This window comes from Streptomyces sp. NPDC008001 (assembly GCF_042958085.1).
Lineage (GTDB): Bacteria > Actinomycetota > Actinomycetes > Streptomycetales > Streptomycetaceae > Streptomyces.
The window spans coordinates 373,455-392,529 of the sequence record NZ_JBIBIZ010000005.1; the positions used below are offsets into that span (position 1 = coordinate 373,455).

The following is a 19,075-nucleotide window of genomic DNA, read 5'->3' on the forward strand; positions in this document are numbered from 1 at the left end:
GTGCGGAGCCTTCGGCGTCCGAGATGTCCCAGCGGCGGCCGGCCGCTGTCAGTCGCGCGCCTCGCGGGCGGCGTCGGCGGCCTGCGCGGTGCGCAGCTCCTCCAGGAAACGGTCCACCGTGCCGTTGGCACGGGCGGACTCCGCGACGTCCTCGCCGACGATCCGGCCCGCCAGCTGCGTGGCCAGGACACCGACCTGCTCGCGCAGCTCGGCCTCGGCGACCGCACGCTCCGCGTCGATCACCGCGTGACCCGCGGAGATGATCTCCTCACGCTGGCGCTGGCCCTCGGCCCGCAGCTCGGCGACGATCGCCGTACCCTGCTCGGCCGCCTCCTGGCGCAGGCGCGCGGCCTCGTGCCGGGCCTCCGCCAGCAGCTCCTGGTACTCGGCGTGGACCCGCGCCGCCTCCGCGCGCGTCTCCTCCGCCTCGTCGAAACGGCCCTCGGTGGCCTTCTCGCGCTCGACGAGGACCTTGTTGATCCGGGGCAGCAGCACCTTCGCCATCACGGCGAAGACGATGAAGAACAGCACCGCGCCGAGGACGAGCGGCGCGGGCTCGGGCTTGAGCGGCCCTACGTCGAGAGCGAGAAAGTTCATGGCCATGGGGTGCAGATTAGTCGAAGGAACGCGGTGCGTCCGCCCCGGACCCCATTAGCAGACACAACTCACGCCCGTCGCAGGGCCGTACCACCATCGAGCGAAACCCGCCCCTACGCCGGTCACGGACCGTGTGCCGAACGTAACTTGTTGCAGTTGCCGCTCGTCAACGCCCGGAATCACCTGCACAGTACGCGCACGAAGTCAACCCAAAAGGGGCAAAGTCATGCCTGCGCCCGCCGGCCCCACCCTCACCACACCCCCCAGCACCGCAGAACACCACCCCGCCCCCCTCGCCGGCGGCACCCAAGGCCCCCACGCCCTCCACCCCCTCCTCGACACCACCCTCGACGCCCTCGCCCAAGGCGCCGCCACCCGCCACGGCCCCATCCCGCCCGGCGGCCCCGAAGCCGTCACCGCCCGCCTGCGAGCCCTCGCCACCCCCGCCCTCCCCGAAACCGGCACCGGAGCCCACGAAGCGCTCCACACCCTCGTCACCGCCCTCGCCGAAGGCGCCGCCGACCCCGCCCACCCCCACTGCGCCGCCCACCTCCACTGCCCACCCCTCGCCCTCGCCGCCGCAGCCGACCTCGCAGCCGCCGCCCTCAACCCCTCCCTCGACTCCTGGGACCAGGCACCCGCCGCCACCGCCCTCGAAACCCTCACCACCCGCGCCCTCGCCGCCCTCGCCTACCCCGGCCGCCCCACCCCCGACGCCCTCGTCACCACCGGCGGCACCGAGTCCAACCAGCTCGCCCTCCTCCTCGCCAGAGAAACCACCCCCGCCCCCCTCCGGATCATCTGCGGAGCCAACGCCCACCACAGCATCCACCGCGCCGCCTGGCTCCTCGGCCTCCCCACCCCCCTCACCCTCCCCACCCCCACCGGCACCCTCGACCCCACCGACCTCCGCACCACCCTCACCCGCCACCCCGGCACCACCCCCCTCGTCATCGCCACCGCCGGCACCACCGACACCGGCCGCATCGACCCCCTCCCCGCCATCGCCGACCTCTGCCGCACCCACGGCGCCCGCCTCCACATCGACGCCTCCTACGGCGGCCCCCTCCTCTTCAGCGACACCCTCCGCCCCGCCCTCAACGGCCTCGAACACGCCCACACCATCGCCATCGACCTCCACAAACTCGGCTGGCAACCCGTCGCCGCAGGCCTCCTCGCCGTCCCCGACACCACCGCCCTCACCCCCCTCGCCCACCACGCCGACTACCTCAACGCCCCCGACGACACCCACGCCGGCCTCCCCGACCTCCTCGGCCGCTCCCTCCGCACCACCCGCCGCCCCGACATCCTCAAAATCGCCGTCACCCTCCGCGCCCTCGGCCGCCAAGGCCTCGGCGACCTCGTCGAACGCGTCTGCGCCGCCGCACACCACCTCGCCGACCTCATCGACACCCACCCCCACTTCGACCTCTACGCCCGCCCCACCCTCAGCACCGTCCTCTTCCGCCCCACCCACACCGACGACACCACCACCGCCACCCTCCGCCGCACCCTCCTCCACCACGGCCACGCCGTCCTCGGCCGCACCACCACCCCCGAAGGCCTCTGGCTCAAAGCCACCCTCCTCAACCCCCACACCACCCCCGACGACCTCCGCACACTCCTCACCCACGTGGAAGGCCAAGTCCGCCGATGAACACACCCCCGCCCCCCCAGAACCCCCCCGACCACACCCCCGCCACCCCGCCCCGGCCCGACACCACACCCGCCCCCCGCGCAGCACTCCCCGCCCCCACCCCCCAGCCCTCACCCCAGGAATCCCCCCAAACCACCCCCGACCAGCCACTCGACATCGCCGGCATCGGCATCGGCCCCTTCAACCTCTCCCTCGCCGCCCTCGCCCACCGCATCCCCGGCCTCCGCACCGCCTGCTACGACCAGAACCACACCTTCCGCTGGCACCCCGGCCTCCTCATCGACGGCACCACCCTCCAAGTCCCCTTCCTCGCCGACCTCGTCACTCTCGCCGACCCCACCAGCCCCTGGACCTTCCTCAACTACCTCAAAACCCGCGAACGCCTCTACCCCTTCTACTTCGCCGAGCGATTCCACATCCAACGCGCCGAATACGACGCCTACTGCCGCTGGGTCAGCCAATCCCTCCCCGGCCTCCACTTCGGCCACCAAATCGACGCCATCCGCTGGAACCCCGAACGCAACCTCTTCGAAATCGACTTCACCCAACTCGACACCGACGGCGAAGCCGAAGCCCTCGGCCGCACCTACACCCGCAACCTCGTCCTCGGCGTCGGCACCGCACCCCACGTCCCCGACCCCCTACGCCCCCTCGTCGACGCCCCCACCGTCCCCGTCATCCACTCCGCCGACTACCTCGACCACCGCGAACGCATCCTCGCCGCCGAACACATCACCGTCATCGGCTCAGGACAATCCGGCGCCGAAGTCTTCCTCGACCTCCTCCGCAACCGCCCCACCGGCCGCGAAAAACTCCACTGGCTCGCCCGCACCCCCGCCTTCGCCCCCATGGAATACAGCAAACTCGGCCTCGAACAATTCACCCCCGACTACACCCGCTACTTCCACGCCCTACCCGAACCCGTACGCAACCAACTCCTGCCCCAGCAATGGCAACTCCACAAAGGAATCGCCACCGAAACCCTCACCGACATCCACGACGAGCTCTACCGCCGCAGCCTCCACGGCGGCTGGCCCGACACCGTCCTCACCCCCGGCGTCTTCGTCCGCACCGCCGGCCGCGTCGGCACCACCCGCGTCGAACTCCACCTCGAACACGCCCAGCAAGGCACCCGCTCCCGCATCACCACCGACGCCGTCATCCTCGCCACCGGCTACCGCGAACGCCCCGTCGACACCCTCCTCGCCGCGCTCGACCCCTACATCCGCCGCGACCACAGCGACCGCCCCCGCATCGACGAAAACCACCGCCTCGTCCTCGACCCCCTCGTCCGCGGCGCCATCCACGTCCAAAACGCCGAACGCCACACCCACGGCATCGGCACCCCCGACCTCGGCCTCGCCGCCTGGCGCAGCGCCACCATCCTCAACGCCATCACAGGAAAGGCGGCCTACCCCCTCCCGGAGCGGACCGCCTTCACCACTTTCGGACTGGAACCGCGACCACAACCACGGCCCCGCAACACCGGATCAGAAGACCGGCGCACCATCCCGCGTCAACTTCCAGTCCACTGACGCAAAACGCCCCACATCAATCGTCCCCTGCGCCTTCACCCAGGAAATGATCGTGTTACGAATCTCCTCCGAGTTCGCCCACACCTGCTTCGCCCGAGCCACATGCGGGAAATTACCCCCACCACTCGCTCGGTAATTATTCACCGCCAGCACAAACTCAGCCCCGTCATCCAGCGGCTTCCCGTCGAACATCAACTTCGCGATCCGCGACCCCGGCGCCTTCGCGACGTCGATCTCATACGAGAGGCCGCTGACCACGTCATAATTGAAATCCGGAATACTATCCGCATTCGTCAGCTTCGCCGGATCCACCGGAGCGCCGGCCGGCGTCCGCACGTAATAGTGCGCCGAGAACTCCAGGTAATCCCGCAACTGCGCGCCCGTCAGCACCCGGGCCTCCAGCGTGTTCTCGAACGGATACAGCCCCGCCACCTGACGGATCGACACCTTCCCCGCCGGCACCCCCGCCGTCCGCGAGAAGCACGACGCCTGCGACACCACCGGCAGCGACGCGTACGCCGTCCCCGCCAGGGCCGCCTTCACCGTCTCCTTCTGCACATGATTGATGAAGTCGATGACCGGGGTGTCCTTGTACGCCGCCTCCGCCGCACTCATCGCCGCCGTCGACGTACCGATCACCTGGTTCACGTACGCCACGACCTTCTCGTGCTCGTCGTGCAGCAGCCGGGTGATCTTCTTGTCCTCCGGCACCGTGTTCGAGTTCAGCACCTTCGCCGAAACCGACTCCACCTGCCAGCGGCCCCGCTCCCACACCAGACCGAAGTCGAAAAGGGTGAGCCGCTGACCCCACTTCAGCGGCTCGGACAGCACCACCTGCTTGCCCGTCTTCTTGTTCGCCACCCGGTACTCCGGGATCTCCGTGTGCGCATGACCCACCAGAATCGCGTCGATCCCCGGCACCTGCTCCGCCACCAGCGCCGCCGCGTTCTCCACGTACGGCAGCTGATCACCGTACGAAGACGTCCCGCTCGCACCCGAATGCGCCGCCACGATCACCACGTCCGCACCCATCGAACGCAACCGCGGCGCCCACTTCGCCGCCTGCTCCTCCAGGCCCGGGAACACCATCTTCCCCTGCACATTCGCCTTGTCCCAGATGGCAATCCCCGGGTTCGTCAGCCCCAGGATCGCAACCTTCACATCACGACCGAACGGCGTACACACCCGCTTCATCACATACGGAGCGAACGCCGGCCGCAACGACTTCGCATCCAGCGCATTCGCCCCCAGAATGGGAAAGTCGCACTGCTCCTCGAACTTCCGCAGCACCGGAATGCCGTAATTGAACTCATGGTTACCCAGCGCCGCCGCGTCATACCCGATCGCATTCATCGCCCGCGCCATCGGATGCACCGGACCATGCGCCTTGGTGATCGGATCCACCCTGGCGTAGTAATACGACAGCTGGGTGCCCTGAATCGTGTCACCCGCATCGATCAGCAGGGTGTTCCGGCGCCCCTTCTCCGAGCGGACCTGATTCACCAGCGTCGAAATCTTCGCCAGGCCCACATCGTTGTGCGCCTTGTCGTCGAACTCCGCATCCGTGAAGTAATCCCAATTGAAGACGTTCCCGTGCAGATCCGTCGTCCCCATCACGGTGAAGGAATACTTCCGCTTCCCCCGCCCGCTCGACAGACCCGCATCCACCCCCTGCGCCTCGGCCGACCCGGCACCCACCGCCCCCACGAGCGCGACCCCCGCACCCGTCGCGGCAGTACGCCCCAGAAAATTCCTCCGGTTCAGCGGCACTTCTTCTCCCCAAAGTCGCAAAGCTGACAACGCGCGTAGATTCTGACCCGGCCGCCACACCCCGCGACACCCTCCCAAGGTTGCGATCCGGTGACTCCCCAGTAGCCACGCACAGCCACCACACCCGACACTGACCAACATGACCACACCAGAACCCACCACGCCCCTGCCCTACGGCACCCCCGACACCCCCCGCGTCTCCGTCCGCGGCGAAGCCCACCTCGAAGTCGACCCCGAAATCGCCCACCTCGGCATCACCGTCACCGCCCGCGGCACCGACCGCACCACCACCCTCGAAGACCTCACACGCCGCAACACCCAGGCCCTCGACCTCGTCAAGTCCTACGGCGACGCCGTCGAAAAACTCGAAACCGGCCTGGTCACCGTGGCCCCGCAGTTCGCAGACAAGGGCCGCCACGAACGCGTCCGCTCGTACCACGGCAGCGTCTACCTCACCGCCACCCTCAACGACTTCACCGTCCTCGGCGAACTCACCACCCGCCTCGCCGACCTCCCCCTCACCCGCATCACCGGCCCCTGGTGGTCCCTCCGCCCCGACTCACCCGCACACCGCGAAGCCCGACGCCTCGCCGTCCAGGAAGCCGTCCACCGCGCCCGCGAATACGCCGAAGCCCTCGGCGCCCGCCTCACCGCCCTCCTCGAACTCGCCGACGACGGCACCGAAGGCCTGGGCATGCACGGCTTCGCCGGCGGCACGGCCCGCGGCGGATACGGAGCCGGAGCCGCCGCCGAACCCGAACTGGATCTCGAACCCCAGCGCCAGACCGTCCACGCCCAGGTCAACGCCCGCTTCACCATGACCCCGCCCCAACTCTGAAACCGCTCATCGGAGCGCGCACACGCACGTTCAACCACTGTCAAAAACCTTTTACCGAAAGGCCGTTGAGCTGTCGCCGACGACGGATCCACTACCCACCGGTAGGTCATAAGGTCGAAACATGCGCCGAGCAAAAATCGTCTGCACCCTCGGGCCCGCCACCGACTCGTACGAGCAGATCAAGGCACTCGTCGACGCCGGCATGGACGTAGCCCGCTTCAACCTCAGCCACGGCACCTACGCCGACCACGAGGCCCGCTACCAGCGCGTACGCAAGGCGGCCGAGGAGGCCGGCCGCAGCGTCGGCATCCTCGCCGACCTTCAAGGCCCGAAGATCCGCCTCGGCCGCTTCCACGAAGGCCCCGTACTCCTTGAACGCGGCGACGAATTCACCATCACCGTCGAACCCGTCGAAGGCGACCGCCACATCTGCGGCACCACCTACGACGGCCTCGCCGGCGACGTCAGCCGCGGCGAACGCATCCTCGTCGACGACGGCCGCGTCACCCTCGAAGTCACCGAAGTCGACGGCCCCCGCGTACGGACCATCGTCATCGAAGGCGGCATGGTCTCCGACCACAAGGGCCTCAACCTCCCCGGCGTCGCCGTCTCCGTCCCCGCCCTCTCCGACAAGGACGTCGAAGACCTCCGCTGGGCCCTGGGCATCGGCGCCGACGTCATCGCCCTCTCCTTCGTCCGCAGCGCCGACGACGTCGTCGACGTCCACCGCGTCATGGACGAGGAAGGCCGCCGCGTCCCCGTCATCGCCAAGATCGAAAAGCCCCAGGCCGTGGAGAACCTCGACGGCATCGTCGCCGCCTTCGACGGGATCATGGTCGCGCGCGGCGACCTGGGCGTCGAAATGCCGCTGGAAACGGTCCCGATCGTGCAGAAGCGAGCGATCAAGCTCGCCAAGCGGAACGCGAAGCCGGTCATCGTCGCCACGCAGATGCTCGACTCGATGATCGACGCCTCCCGGCCGACCCGTGCGGAGGCGTCGGACGTCGCCAACGCCGTCATCGACGGCACGGACGCGGTCATGCTCAGCGGTGAGACGAGCGTCGGCAAGTACCCCGTCGAGACGGTCAAGACCATGGGCCGCATCGTGGCCGCGGCCGAGGAGGACCTCCTCGCGAAGGGCCTCCCGCCCCTGACCGAACGCAGCAAGCCCCGCACCCAGGGCGGCTCGGTGGCCCGCGCGGCGGCCGAAATGGGTGACTTCCTGGAAGCGAAGTTCCTCGTCGCCTTCACCCAATCCGGCGACACGGTCCGCCGCCTGTCGCGCTACCGCTCTCCGATTCCCCTGCTGGCGTTCACGCCGGAGGCGTCGACGGCGGCGCAGCTGAGCCTGACGTGGGGAGTGGAGACGTTCCTGGGGCCGATGGTGCAGACGACGGACGAGATGGTCGACCAGGTCGACGAGTACCTGCTGAGGATCGGCCGGTGCCGGAAGGGGGACCGGGTGATCATCACGGCGGGCTCCCCACCGGCGACGCCGGGCACGACGAATATGGTGCGGGTGCACCATATTGGTGAGGAGTAGCCCGACTACGTCAGTGCTTGGGGCCGATGTGGGCGTCCATGAGAGCGACGGATGCCTTGCGGGCGACGGAGATGTTGAAGGCGTTCGGCTGCTTCCATTCGACGCCCACGGCGTCGAGAGTGTCGGTGTAGATCTGCCGGATGTCCGCGGACTTGTTGGTGAAGAAATACCGCGGGTATTCGTAGCGTTTGGGCACTCCATTGATGAGGCGGCTCGTCCAGTTGGTGACGCGGCAGCCGTCCGAGTGGATGAGGCCGCGGAGCAGCTCCCAAGGGTGGGCGTCCACGAGCCGTTGCTGCCAGGACTCCAGTGCGATCGTCCGCTCGTGCTTCTTCCCCGGCCCGTGCTGCGGGAAGAGGCACGGCCAGTGCTTACTGGTGCTGGTGACCATCACGCAGCCTTGCTTCTGCACGATGCACACCCTGTTCTCGGGGCGGACTGCCCTGATCGCCTCCTGGCACGCCACGATGAGCCCGGGCCACGCGTCTGCGCACGCGATACGGAGGGCGTAGGTGCCGCTCTTCTGCTTGCTGATGCAGCCGTCTCCGAGGTAGAGGCCGAGCAGGTAGGCATAGGCGGCAGAGGTCCGAGGCGGCTGCTGGTCCGTGGCGCATCCCCAGCATGGAACAGCCGCGGGGTAGGCGGGCTCGATTCTGGTCTGCCATGAGCGGATTGCGTACCGGGATATCCCGGTCTCCTTGCTCACAGAGTTGAGACTGCGGCCTTGGTTGACGAGGGCCAGCGCGCGATGACGCGTTTCGGTGTCGTACACAGCTGCGAGCCTGTCTCGCCCGTGCTGCGGAAGGGAGGATTCGAAGCAATGTTCACTATCGAGAGTGAAGACCCTCGACCGTTGGGTCCGCAAACCTTGCCTTCGAATTGAAGGTAAAGTGCCCCGGGTCGGATTCGAACCGACACTGTATGGTGTTTGAGACCATTGCCTGCTGCCGATTGGGCTACCGGGGCCTTGCAATCTAAGGGAAGTGTATACCTCCTCCGTGCTCAAAACTACATGACCTAGGTAGGCTCATGCGAGCAGCACCTTGCCCTGGAACGAGGAGACCCGTGAGCGCCGCCGAGCCCACCCCGCCCGTCGACGACGAGCCGCAGCACACCCCTCCCAACATCACCCGCGTGGTGATCGCCGAGGACGAGGCCCTCATCCGCCTCGACCTCAAAGAGATGCTCGAGGAAGAGGGCTACTCCGTCGTGGGCGAGGCGGGCGACGGTGAGACCGCGGTCGCGCTGGCCCGGGAGCACCGGCCCGATCTCGTGATCCTCGACGTGAAGATGCCCGTCCTCGACGGGATCTCCGCCGCCGAGCAGATCGCCCGTGACTCGATCGCGCCCGTCCTCATGCTCACCGCCTTCTCCCAGCGGGACCTGGTCGAGCGGGCCCGGGACGCCGGTGCCATGGCGTATCTGGTGAAGCCGTTCAGCAAGAGCGACGTGGTCCCGGCCATCGAGATGGCCGTCTCCCGCTTCACGGAGCTGAAGGCGCTGGAGAAGGAGGTCGCGGACCTCTCCCAGCGGCTGGAGACGCGGAAGCTGGTCGACCGGGCGAAGAGCATCCTGCAGACGCAGTACGGGCTGACCGAGCCGGCGGCCTTCCGCTGGATCCAGAAGACGTCGATGGACCGTCGCCTGTCGATGCAGCAGGTGGCCGAGGCTGTCATCGAGGACGCCGAGGAGAAGAAGGCGGCGAAGGGGCAGTAGTTCCGCCCGTCGCCGTCGTGTGGGGCCCGTGTCCGGGAGGATGCGGGCCCTTTTTCAGTCTTCGCCGAGGTACGCCTTGCGTACGGACTCGTCGTGGAGGAGGTCCGTGCCCGTTCCGGAGAGGACGATCTTTCCGGTTTCCATGACGTGGCCGTGGTCGGCGAGGGAGAGCGCGGCCTGGGCGTTCTGTTCGACGAGCAGGATGGTCGTGCCGGAGGCCTTGAGCTCGGTGATGGTGGTCATGATCTTCTGCATCATGATCGGGGAGAGGCCCATGGAGGGTTCGTCCAGCATCAGGAGCTTGGGGCGGGACATGAGGGCGCGGCCCATGGCGAGCATTTGCTGTTCGCCGCCGGAGAGGGTGCCGGCGGCTTGGCGTGCGCGTTCGCCGAGGATGGGGAAGAGGTCGTAGACGCGTCGTATGTCTTGGGTGATGCCGTCGGTGTCTTTGCGGAGGAACGCTCCTAGCTGGAGGTTCTCGGCGATGGTGAGGCGGGGGAAGATGTGGCGGCCTTCGGGGGAGTGGGCGAGGCCGAGGGCGACGATGCGGTGGGCGGGGACGGCGGTGAGTGGTCGGCCGTCGAAGCGGATGGTGCCGCCGAGGGGTTTGAGGAGTCCGGAGAGGGTGCGCAGGGTGGTGGTCTTGCCGGCGCCGTTGGTGCCGATGAGGGTGACGATCTGGCCTGCTCGGACGGTGAAGCTGATGCCTTTGACGGCTTCGATCTTGCCGTAGGCGACGCGGAGGTTCTCGACTTCGAGGAGGGCGGTCACCGGTTGTCGTCCTCTTCTTCCGTGCGGGCTTCGGCGGCGGCTACTTCTGCCGCTTCTTCTGCGCCGGGTGCTCCTTCGAAGGGGGTGCCGAGGTAGGCGGCGATGACGCGTTCGTCGGCTTGGACGGTTTCCGATGTGCCTTCGGTGAGTTTTTCGCCTTGGACGAGGACGGCGACGCGGTCGCAGAGGGCGAAGATGAAGCGCATGTCGTGTTCGATGACGAGGACGGCTGTGCCTTGGGCGCGGATGGCGTGGACGAGTGTTTCGGTGGCGCGGGTTTCCTGGGGGTTCATGCCGGCGGTGGGTTCGTCGAGGAGGAGGAGTCCGGGGTCGCTGGCGAGGGCGCGGGCGATTTCGAGCTTGCGTTGTTCTCCGTAGGGGAGGTTGCGGGCGAGGTGGTCGCGTTTGGGGGCGAGTCCGGTGAAGGTGAGGAGTTCCATGGCGCGTTGTTCGGATGCCTTTTCGGCGCGGTGGAATGCGGGGCCGCGGAGGAGGGCGGAGAGGAGGCCTTCTTTGGTGCGGGTGTGGCGGCCGACGAGGACGTTTTCGAGGACGGTCATGTTGGCGAAGAGGCGGATGTTCTGGAAGGTGCGGGCGATGCCGGCTTTGGTGACGAGGTGGGGTTTGGGGGGTAGGGCGTTGCCTTGGTAGGTGACGGTTCCTTCGGTGGGGGTGTAGAGGCCGGTGAGGCAGTTGAAGAAGGTGGTTTTTCCGGCGCCGTTGGGTCCGATGAGGCCGACGATTTCGTTGTGGTGGACGGTGAGGTTGACGTCGCGTACGGCGGTGAGGCCGCCGAAGCGCATGGTGACGCCGGTGGCGGCGAGGGCGGGGGTGGGGGTGTCTGCGGGGGCGGCGGTGGTGGTCATGGGGTGGTCGCCTCCGCGTGCGTGAGGGTGCTGCCGGTGGTGGTCGGGTCGTGGAATTCGAGTTGCCGGCGGCGGTTGGGGATGAGGCCTTCGGGGCGGAAGCGCATGAGGAGGATGAGGGCGGTTCCGAATGCGAGGAGTTGGTAGTCCTGGAGGAATTGGAGTTTGGCGGGGATGAGGTAGAGGAGGGCGGCGCCGAGGAGGGGGCCGCTGATGGTGCCCATGCCGCCGAGGATGACGGCGGCGAGGAGGAAGGCGGAGTTGGGGGGTACGGGTCCGGCGAAGACGTATTGCTCGGGGACGACGGTGTAGGCGACGTGTGCTTGGACGGTGCCGGCGAGTCCGGCGAGGGTGGCGCCGAGGGCGAAGGCGAGGAGTTTGAGGCGGAATCCGTTGATGCCCATGGCGGTGGCGGCGGTTTCGTCTTCGCGGATGGCGATCCAGGCGCGGCCGATGCGGGAGTTTCCGGCGCGGCTGAAGACGAGGACGACGATGACGGTGAAGAGGAGCATGAGGAGGTAGTAGTTGGCGAAGGGGTTGAGGGTGATGGTGCCGAGGTGGTGGGTGTCTCCGAAGGAGTAGCCGAAGAGGACGAGGTCGGGGATGTTGGGGATGCCGTTGGGGCCGTTGGTGAGGGAGGGGCCGGATTCGCCGTTGAGGTTGCCGACGGTGATGCGGAAGATTTCGCCGAAGCCGAGGGTGACGATGGCGAGGTAGTCGCCGCGTAGGCGGAGGGTGGGGGCGCCGATGACGATGCCGAAGACGAGTGAGGCGGCGGCGCCGGTGAGGACGGCGGCCCAGAAGGGGAAGCGGATGCCGAGGGTGGATGCGGTGGTGCCGGAGACGAGGGCGGCGGTGTAGGCGCCGACGCCGAGGAAGGCGACGTAGCCGAGGTCGAGGAGGCCGGCGAGGCCGACGACGACGTTGAGGCCGAGGGCGACGGTCGAGAAGATCAGGATGTTGACGGCGATGAGGGTGTACTGGTCGGTGTCCTGGGTGAGCGGGAAGAGCGCTGCGGCGACGAAGGCGGCGGTGACGGTGGGTGTGCGGTGTTTGGCGGTCAGTGCGGTGAGCCGGTTGAGGAGTCCGGCGCGGGCGAGGGCGGCGGTGCCGAGGCCGGCGAGGAGGAGGAAGCCGGTGAAGAGCTCGCCGTAGGCGGTGCCGATGCCGTAGGTGACGATGCCGAGGGCGAGGCCGAAGGCGGCGGCGATGATGAGGATTTCGGCCCAGGGGGGCAGGGGCCGGGGTGGGGGTGGCTGCTGGTGGGGGTGGCCGGGGCGGATGGTGCGGAGGGTGGTGCGGGTGAGTGCCCGGGCGCGGGTGGTGGCTTTCGGGGGGCTGGTGCTCGGGTTGGTGTTCTCGGTGTTCTCGATGTTCGCGGTGTCGTCGGTGTGCTCGGTGTGCTGGTCGAGGGGGAGGGCGAGGGTGCCGAGGAGGGTGAGGAGGGTGGTGAGGGCGGCTGCGTAGCCGCCGGGTTCGAGGTTGGCGAGTCCGCCGAGTTGTACGGCGATGGTGATGAGGGTGTACCAGGTGGTGGCGAGGGTGGCGGTGGCGAGGAGTGCGGTGGCGTTGTTGCTGCGGGCGGGGTTGAGCCAGCGGAGTCCTGGGGTGTTCCAGGAGGTGAGGGTGTAGGCGAGGGTGAGGAGGGCGCCGGTGAGGGTGAGGAGTTGGAGGCCGCCGGGGTAGCCGTTGACGGTGAGGTTGCCGGGGAAGCGGGTGGTCCAGGTCCAGGAGAGGAAGGTGGAGGCGGCGCTGAGGAGGGCGCCGGTGGCGGTGAGGGTGCGTGCGGTGGTGAGGGGGAGGGGGATGAGGGGGGCGTTTTCGGTGGTGGGTGTTTCTGTTGGTTTTGTTGCTGCTGGTGTGGTGTGTGGGTTCATCGCTCTCACGCCCGATCCGCGACGCGTTCGCCGAGTAGTCCTTGGGGCCTGATCAGGAGGACGAGGATGAGGAGGGCGAAGGCCCAGACGTCCTTCCAGCCGCCTCCGCCGAGTTGTTGCATGCCGGGGATGTGCTGGATGTAGGTGGAGGCGGCGGCTTCGGCGATGCCGAGGACGACTCCGCCGAGCATGGCTCCGTAGATGTTGCCGATGCCGCCGAGGACGGCGGCGGTGAAGGCTTTGAGGCCGAGGATGAAGCCCATTTCGAAGTTGATCTGTCCGGCGCGCAGTCCTGCGGCGACGGCGGCGACGGCGGCGAAGGCGCCGCCGATGGCGAAGGCCAGGACGATGATGCGGTCGGTGTTGATGCCCATGAGTTTTGCGGTGTCGGGGTCCTGGGCGGTGGCTTGCATGGCGCGGCCGGTGCGGCTTCGGGCGACGAAGAGGCCGAGGGCGAGCATGCAGAGGGGTGCGGCGATGAGGACGAAGAGGTCGTCGCGCTGGATGTGGAGGTTGCGGGCGAGTTCGAAGGCGTCGCCTTGGAACTGGGGGAAGGCGCGGGATTTCTTGGCGTTGGGGTAGAAGGCCCAGACGATTTGCTGGAGGGCTATGGAGAGGCCGATGGCGGTGATGAGGGGGGCGAGTCTGGGGGCGTTGCGGAGGGGTCGGTAGGCGAAGCGTTCGGCGGCGGTGGCGACGGCGACGGAGGTGGTGGCGCCGCCGGTGAGCATGAGGGGGAGGGCTGCGGCGAGGGGGGTGCCGGTGGGGAGCCAGAGGTGGATGGTGAGGGCGCCGAAGCCTCCGATCATGACGATCTCGCCGTGGGCGAAGTTGATGAGCTGGACGATGCCGTAGACCATGGTGTACCCGATGGCGATGAGGCCGTAGAGGGCACCGAGGGCGAGTCCGTTGACCAGCGTTTGGGGCAGTTGGTGCACCGCTGGGCCTCCGCTGGGGTGGTGGGTGTGGGTCCGCGCGAGGGCGGGGGTCGCGTCCTCGCGCGGTGGGCCGGGGCTCGGGTGGTGCGTGGCGTGGTCGGGGTGCGGGCCGGGGTGGTGGCGGGTCGGTTTTTGGTTGCCGGTCAGTCCTTGAAGGTGGCGCTCTTGACGGATTTCCAGGTGTCGCCCTTGACCTGGTAGACGGTGAGTTGTTTGTTGGTGGTGTCGCCGAATTCGTCGAAGGAGACTTTTCCGCTGACTCCGTCGAAGGAGACTTTGTTCATGGCTTCGGTGACTTTGGTGCGGGCGTCGGCGGGGAGTTTGCCGCCGTTGTCGTTGACGACGTTTTTGATGGCTTGGATGATGGCCCAGGCTGCGTCGTAGGAGTAGCCGCCGTAGGCTGCGTAGGGGTCTTTGTAGTCGGCTGCCTTGTAGTTCTGGACGAAGGTTTTGGCGGAGTCGAGTTGTTCTACGGGGTAGCCGACGGAGGTGCCGAGGTCGCCGTCGTTGCTTTCGCTGGAGGCGGTGATGAAGGCGGGGTCGTAGATGCCGTCGCCGCCCATGAGGGGGATGTGGGCGCCGGCTTTTTTGACCTGGTCGGCGAGGAGGCCGCCTTCGGGGTACTGGCCGCCGTAGTAGACGATGTCGGCGCCGCTGTTCTTGACTTTGTCGGCGACGCTGGAGAAGTCGGTTTCTTTGGTGGTGATGTGGTCGGTGCCGGTGATGTCGCCGCCGAGGCGTTTGAATTCCTGGCCGAAGATGGAGGCGAGGCCGACGCCGTAGGTTTGTTTGTCGTCGACGATGAAGGCTTTTTTCTTCTTGGCGTCGTTGTAGGCGTACTGGGCGGCGAAGCGGCCTTGGATGATGTCGGTGGTGGCGGTGCGGAAGTAGGTTTTGAAGGGTCGTTTCTTCGTTCCTTTGAGCCAGCTGTCGCCCTGGCTGAGTTCGGGGCTGGTGTTGGCGGGGGAGACCTGGGTGAGGCCGGCGCGGGCGAAGACGCCTTGCATGGATTGGGCGACGCCGGAGTTGAGGGGGCCGACGACGCCGAGGACGGTTTTGTCGGCGACGAGTTTGGTGGCGTTCTGCTGGCCGGAGGCGGGGACTGCCTGGTCGTCGAGGGGTTCGGTCCTGAAGGTGATGCCTTTGACTTCTTTGTTCTTGTTGGCGGTGCGGGCGGCGAGGTCGACGGAGTTTTTGATGCCCTGGCCGAGGGCGGAGAGGGAGCCGGTGAGGGGGGCGTCGATGCCGATGACGACGGTGGTTTGTGTGGTGCTGCCGTTGTCGTCGTTCTTGGCGCCGTCGTCGCGTGAGCCGCAGGCGTTGAGGGTGAGGGCGCCGGCGGCGAGGGTGGTGGTGAGGAGGAGCAGGGGACGGTGGCGCACGGTGTGTCCTTTCCCCGGCGGGTGGTGACTGGCCGTGACTCTAGGGGTGTGGCGCGGCGGGGGGCAGAGGTGCTGGCCATGATGTGACTGTCTTGTTATGACGCAGATCACTTCTGGGGAATTTTGTGTAGCAGCTCTGAGCGAATGATCTTCGCGGATGGTGATTTGTCCCCCGAGTGCGGAGCCAGAAAGTGCAGTTCCGCTAAGCAGTCGGGTGGGGCCGGGAGGTGCCGGGAGGGGATCTCAGGCCATGCGGACGCCTGTGGCGTCGCCGGTTCTACGGTTCCCGCATCGGGCGGCGATTACACACCGTTATGCCGGTGGCCGCCAGTTCTCCGAGCTGTGGGTCGCGCCGCGCGCGGCCGTGCAGTCCTGTGCCGACCGGTGCTTGATCAGTTCGAGTGCCGCGGTCGTTCCGTGCTGCCGCTGTTCGGCGCGTGCCGCCTGCACGATGGCGCTGTAGAGGGCGTACTGCTCGTTCGACAGGCCCTTCTGTTCCCAGTCGAGCCCGGCCCACTTGCCGCCGGTGAGGTCCTGTTCGGCCCAGTAGGAGATGAGCTCGGTGCACAGCCGGACGGGGGAGTCGGGCGAGGGGGAGCGCGGGGCGGGGCCGGCTGCGGGGTCTGCGCAGCCGGCCAGGAGGACGGTCGTCAGCAGCGCTGCGGCGACGGGGCGGCGGCGCGGGTGTGCGCGCATGGTGCGGACGGTAGGGCGCATCGGGGATGCGGGGAAGCCGTCCGGCGCCGGTTATCCCGCGTCGCGGATGACGCAGGTGAGGCGTGCCGAGCACACCCGCTTGTCGTGCTCGTCGGTGATGACGATCTCGTAGGTGGCGGTGGTGCGTCCGCGGTGGACGGGGGTGGCGACGCCGGTGACGAGTCCGGAGCGGACTCCGCGGTGGTGGGTGCAGTTGAGGTCGACGCCGACGGCGAGCCGGGAGGGGCCGCCGTGGAGCATGGCGCCGACGGAGCCGAGGGTTTCGGCGAGCACGGCGGAGGCTCCGCCGTGCAGCAGTCCGTAGGGCTGGGTGTTGCCTTCGACGGGCATGGTGCCGACGACGCGCTCGGGGGAGGCTTCGGTGACGCGTACGCTCATGCGCTCGCCGAGGTGTCCGGCGGAGAAGAGGGCGGGCAGGTCGAGTCCGCTGCCGGCCCACTGGTCCAGGACTTCCTGCGGGAACGTGGTCTTGCCGTGCTCGCCCATGCGTCGTGCTCCGATCACCTTCGGCCGTTGTGGTGTGAAAGTTTCTTCAGTTCAACGGGCCGCCGTCAACCGGCCTGATCGTCCTTCCGTTCGATCCTGATGACGAGTGACTTGCTGGCCGGGGTGTTGCTGGTGTCGGCGGTGTGGTCGAGCGGGACGAGGACGTTCGTCTCGGGGTAGTAGGCGGCGGCGCAGCCGCGGGCCGTGGGGTAGTGGACGATGCGGAAGCCCTCGGCGCGGCGCTCGGTGCCGTCGGTCCATTCGCTGACGAGGTCGGCGTAGCTGCCGTCGGCGAGGTCGAGTTCGCGGGCGTCGTCGGGGTTGACGAGGACGACGCGGCGGCCGTTCTTGATGCCGCGGTAGCGGTCGTCGAGGCCGTAGATGGTGGTGTTGTACTGGTCGTGCGAGCGCAGGGTCTGCAGGAGCAGGCGGCCTCGGGGGGCGCGGGGGTGTTCGACGGGTGCGGCGGTGAAGTTGGCTTTGCCGGTGGCGGTGGGGAAGCGGCGTTCGTCGCGGGGGGCGTGGGGGAGGGTGAAGCCGCCGGGGCGGGCGACGCGGGCGTTGAAGTCCTCGAAGCCGGGGATGACGCGTGCGATGCGGTCGCGGATGGTGGCGTAGTCCTTCTCGAAGTCTTCCCAGGGGGTGGGGGAGTCCGGGCCGAGGACGCGGCGGGCGAGGCGGCAGACGATGGCGGGTTCGGAGAGGAGGTGGGGGCTCGCGGGCTTCAGGCTGCCGCGGGAGGCGTGGACCATGCCCATGGAGTCTTCGACGGTGACGAACTGGTCGCCGGCGACTTGCCGGTCGCGTTCGGTGCGGCCGAGGGTGGGGAGGATGAGGGCGCGGGCGCCGGTGACCACGTGGGAGCGGTTGAGTTTGGTGGACACGTGGACGGTGAGGCGGGCGCGGCGGACGGCTGCTTCGGTGACGTCGGTGTCGGGGGTGGCGGAGACGAAGTTGCCGCCCATGGCGAAGAAGACCTTGGCCTGTCCGTCGCGGAGGGCGCGGATGGCGCGGACGACGTCAAGGCCGTGTTCGCGCGGCGGGGTGAAGCCGAATTCCTTTTCCAGGGCGTCGAGGAAGGCGGGTGCGGGGCGTTCGAAGATGCCCATGGTGCGGTCGCCCTGGACGTTGCTGTGGCCGCGGACGGGGCAGACGCCGGCGCCGGGGCGGCCGATGGCGCCGCGGAGGAGCAGGAGGTTGACGACTTCCTTGATGGTGGGGACGGCGTGCTTGTGCTGGGTGAGGCCCATGGCCCAGCAGACGATGGTGCGCTTGGAGGCCAGGATCATGTCCAGGGCCTGTTCGATGCCGGCGCGGGTGAGGCCGGTGGCGCGGAGGGTTTCGTCCCAGTCGGCGGTGAGGGCGGTGCGCCGGAAGTCGTCGAAGCCGTGGGTGTGCTCGTCGACGAATGCGGTGTCGACGGCGCCTTCGGTTTCCAGGAGGAGCCGGTTGAGGAGGCGGAAGAGGGCCTGGTCGCCGCCGAGGCGGATCTGGAGGAAGAGGTCGGTGAGGGCGGTGCCGCCGCCGGCGAGGCCGCGGGCGTTCTGGGGGTTCTTGAAGCGTTCCATGCCCGCTTCGGGGAGCGGGTTGACCGTGATGATCTTCGTGCCGCCGCGCTTGGCCTTTTCCAGGGCGCTGAGCATGCGGGGGTGGTTGGTGCCGGGGTTCTGCCCGGCGACGATGATCAGGTCGGCCTTGTAGAGGTCTTCCAGGAGGACGCTGCCCTTGCCGATGCCGATGGTCTCCGAGAGTGCCGAGCCGGAGGACTCGTGGCACATGTTGGAGCAGTCGGGCAGGTTGTTGGTGCCGAATTCGCGGGCGAAGAGCTGGTAGAGGAAGGCTGCTTCGTTGCTGGTGCGGCCGGAGGTGTAGAAGACGGCTTCGTCGGGGGAGCCGAGGGCGGCGAGGTCTTCGGCGATGATGTCGAAGGCGCGTTCCCAGCTGACGGGCTCGTAGGTGTCGGAGCCTTCGGCGAGGTACATGGGCCGGGTGAGGCGGCCTTGCTGGCCGAGCCAGTAGCCGCTGCGCCCGGCCAGGTCGGTGACCGTGTGGCGGGCGAAGAAGTCGGGGGTGACGCGGCGCAGGGTGGCTTCTTCGGCGACGGCTTTGGCGCCGTTCTCGCAGAACTCGGCCGCGTGCCGCTTGTCGGGCTCGGGCCAGGCGCAGCCGGGGCAGTCGAAGCCGTCCTTCTGGTTGACCTTGAGGAGGGTGAGGGCCGTGCGCCGTGCGCCCATCTGCTGGTGGGCGATGCGCAGGGAGTGGGCGACGGCGGGCAGGCCGGCGGCGGCGTGCTGCGGGGCCGTGACGTCCGGTGCGTCCTGGACGGGATCGCCGGTGGGTGGCTTGCCTGCCATGTCGCTCCCCCTTGAGCGGTCGGTGGTG

At 68.3% G+C, this 19,075-nt stretch carries 16 protein-coding genes and 1 tRNA gene; 5 read left to right on the forward strand and 12 right to left on the reverse strand.

Annotation, left to right across the window (positions count from 1 at the left end):
* Positions 1-48 precede the first annotated feature (48 nt).
* On the reverse strand, positions 49-603 hold the full coding sequence (locus ACFZCD_RS15785) for a F0F1 ATP synthase subunit B (RefSeq protein ID WP_391830998.1): 555 nt from the start codon (positions 601-603) through the stop codon (positions 49-51).
* A 220-nt stretch (positions 604-823) separates the two neighbouring features.
* On the opposite strand from ACFZCD_RS15785, the gene ACFZCD_RS15790 reads away from it, so the two are divergent.
* Both ACFZCD_RS15790 and ACFZCD_RS15795 read left to right on the forward strand, forming a co-directional pair.
* Complete coding sequence (locus tag ACFZCD_RS15790; RefSeq protein ID WP_391831000.1) at positions 824-2,254, forward strand: pyridoxal phosphate-dependent decarboxylase family protein; 1,431 nt, start codon at positions 824-826, stop codon at positions 2,252-2,254.
* The gene (locus ACFZCD_RS15795; protein ID WP_391831001.1) at positions 2,251-3,789 is read left to right on the forward strand and encodes a lysine N(6)-hydroxylase/L-ornithine N(5)-oxygenase family protein; all 1,539 of its coding nucleotides are present in this window, start codon (positions 2,251-2,253) and stop codon (positions 3,787-3,789) included. The genes ACFZCD_RS15790 and ACFZCD_RS15795 overlap by 4 nt, the downstream gene beginning before the upstream one ends.
* Here the strand turns inward: ACFZCD_RS15795 and ACFZCD_RS15800 are convergent.
* Entirely contained in the window at positions 3,745-5,559 is a 1,815-nt protein-coding gene (locus ACFZCD_RS15800; RefSeq protein WP_391831003.1) for a bifunctional metallophosphatase/5'-nucleotidase, read from the reverse strand. The two genes, ACFZCD_RS15795 and ACFZCD_RS15800, sit on opposite strands and share 45 nt — an antisense overlap.
* Before the next feature lie 139 nt (positions 5,560-5,698).
* Between ACFZCD_RS15800 and ACFZCD_RS15805 the strand changes: the two genes are divergently transcribed.
* Both ACFZCD_RS15805 and pyk read left to right on the forward strand, forming a co-directional pair.
* Positions 5,699-6,397, forward strand: coding sequence for an SIMPL domain-containing protein (locus ACFZCD_RS15805; RefSeq protein ID WP_391831005.1), 699 nt, complete (start codon positions 5,699-5,701; stop codon positions 6,395-6,397).
* 121 nt (positions 6,398-6,518) lie between these two features.
* Positions 6,519-7,940, forward strand: coding sequence for a pyruvate kinase (gene pyk / locus ACFZCD_RS15810; RefSeq protein WP_391831007.1), 1,422 nt, complete (start codon positions 6,519-6,521; stop codon positions 7,938-7,940).
* A gap of 10 nt (positions 7,941-7,950) precedes the next feature.
* On the opposite strand, the gene ACFZCD_RS15815 is transcribed toward pyk, so the two are convergent.
* The gene (locus ACFZCD_RS15815) at positions 7,951-8,712 is read right to left on the reverse strand and encodes a transcriptional regulator (protein ID WP_391831009.1); all 762 of its coding nucleotides are present in this window, start codon (positions 8,710-8,712) and stop codon (positions 7,951-7,953) included.
* 119 nt (positions 8,713-8,831) lie between these two features.
* Positions 8,832-8,906, reverse strand: a tRNA-Leu gene (locus tag ACFZCD_RS15820).
* A 99-nt stretch (positions 8,907-9,005) separates the two neighbouring features.
* On the opposite strand from ACFZCD_RS15820, the gene ACFZCD_RS15825 reads away from it, so the two are divergent.
* Positions 9,006-9,656 carry an ANTAR domain-containing response regulator gene (locus tag ACFZCD_RS15825; protein ID WP_391831011.1) on the forward strand — a complete coding sequence of 217 codons (651 nt, stop codon included), beginning with the start codon at positions 9,006-9,008 and terminating at the stop codon, positions 9,654-9,656.
* A gap of 54 nt (positions 9,657-9,710) precedes the next feature.
* Here ACFZCD_RS15825 and ACFZCD_RS15830 read toward each other — a convergent pair whose 3' ends face one another.
* From ACFZCD_RS15830 to ACFZCD_RS15865, 8 genes are all read right to left on the reverse strand, one after another.
* Entirely contained in the window at positions 9,711-10,427 is a 717-nt protein-coding gene (locus ACFZCD_RS15830; protein WP_391831013.1) for an ABC transporter ATP-binding protein, read from the reverse strand.
* Positions 10,424-11,293, reverse strand: a complete 870-nt coding sequence (locus ACFZCD_RS15835) for an ABC transporter ATP-binding protein (RefSeq protein WP_391831015.1) — start codon at positions 11,291-11,293, stop codon at positions 10,424-10,426. The genes ACFZCD_RS15830 and ACFZCD_RS15835 overlap by 4 nt, the downstream gene beginning before the upstream one ends.
* Complete coding sequence (locus ACFZCD_RS15840; protein ID WP_391831017.1) at positions 11,290-13,170, reverse strand: branched-chain amino acid ABC transporter permease; 1,881 nt, start codon at positions 13,168-13,170, stop codon at positions 11,290-11,292. Before ACFZCD_RS15840 ends, ACFZCD_RS15835 begins: the two co-directional genes overlap by 4 nt.
* Positions 13,171-13,175: 5 nt before the next feature.
* Positions 13,176-14,108: a branched-chain amino acid ABC transporter permease gene (locus tag ACFZCD_RS15845; RefSeq protein ID WP_391831019.1), complete on the reverse strand. Its 933-nt coding sequence runs from the start codon at positions 14,106-14,108 to the stop codon at positions 13,176-13,178.
* Positions 14,109-14,251: 143 nt separating this feature from the next.
* Positions 14,252-15,490 carry a branched-chain amino acid ABC transporter substrate-binding protein gene (locus tag ACFZCD_RS15850; RefSeq protein ID WP_391831021.1) on the reverse strand — a complete coding sequence of 413 codons (1,239 nt, stop codon included), beginning with the start codon at positions 15,488-15,490 and terminating at the stop codon, positions 14,252-14,254.
* Positions 15,491-15,802: 312 nt separating this feature from the next.
* Entirely contained in the window at positions 15,803-16,186 is a 384-nt protein-coding gene (locus tag ACFZCD_RS15855) for a hypothetical protein (RefSeq protein WP_391831023.1), read from the reverse strand.
* 51 nt (positions 16,187-16,237) lie between these two features.
* On the reverse strand, positions 16,238-16,693 hold the full coding sequence (locus ACFZCD_RS15860; RefSeq protein WP_391831326.1) for a PaaI family thioesterase: 456 nt from the start codon (positions 16,691-16,693) through the stop codon (positions 16,238-16,240).
* A gap of 65 nt (positions 16,694-16,758) precedes the next feature.
* Positions 16,759-19,047, reverse strand: a complete 2,289-nt coding sequence (locus ACFZCD_RS15865) for an FdhF/YdeP family oxidoreductase (RefSeq protein WP_391831025.1) — start codon at positions 19,045-19,047, stop codon at positions 16,759-16,761.
* Between the last annotated feature and the right edge of the window lie 28 nt (positions 19,048-19,075).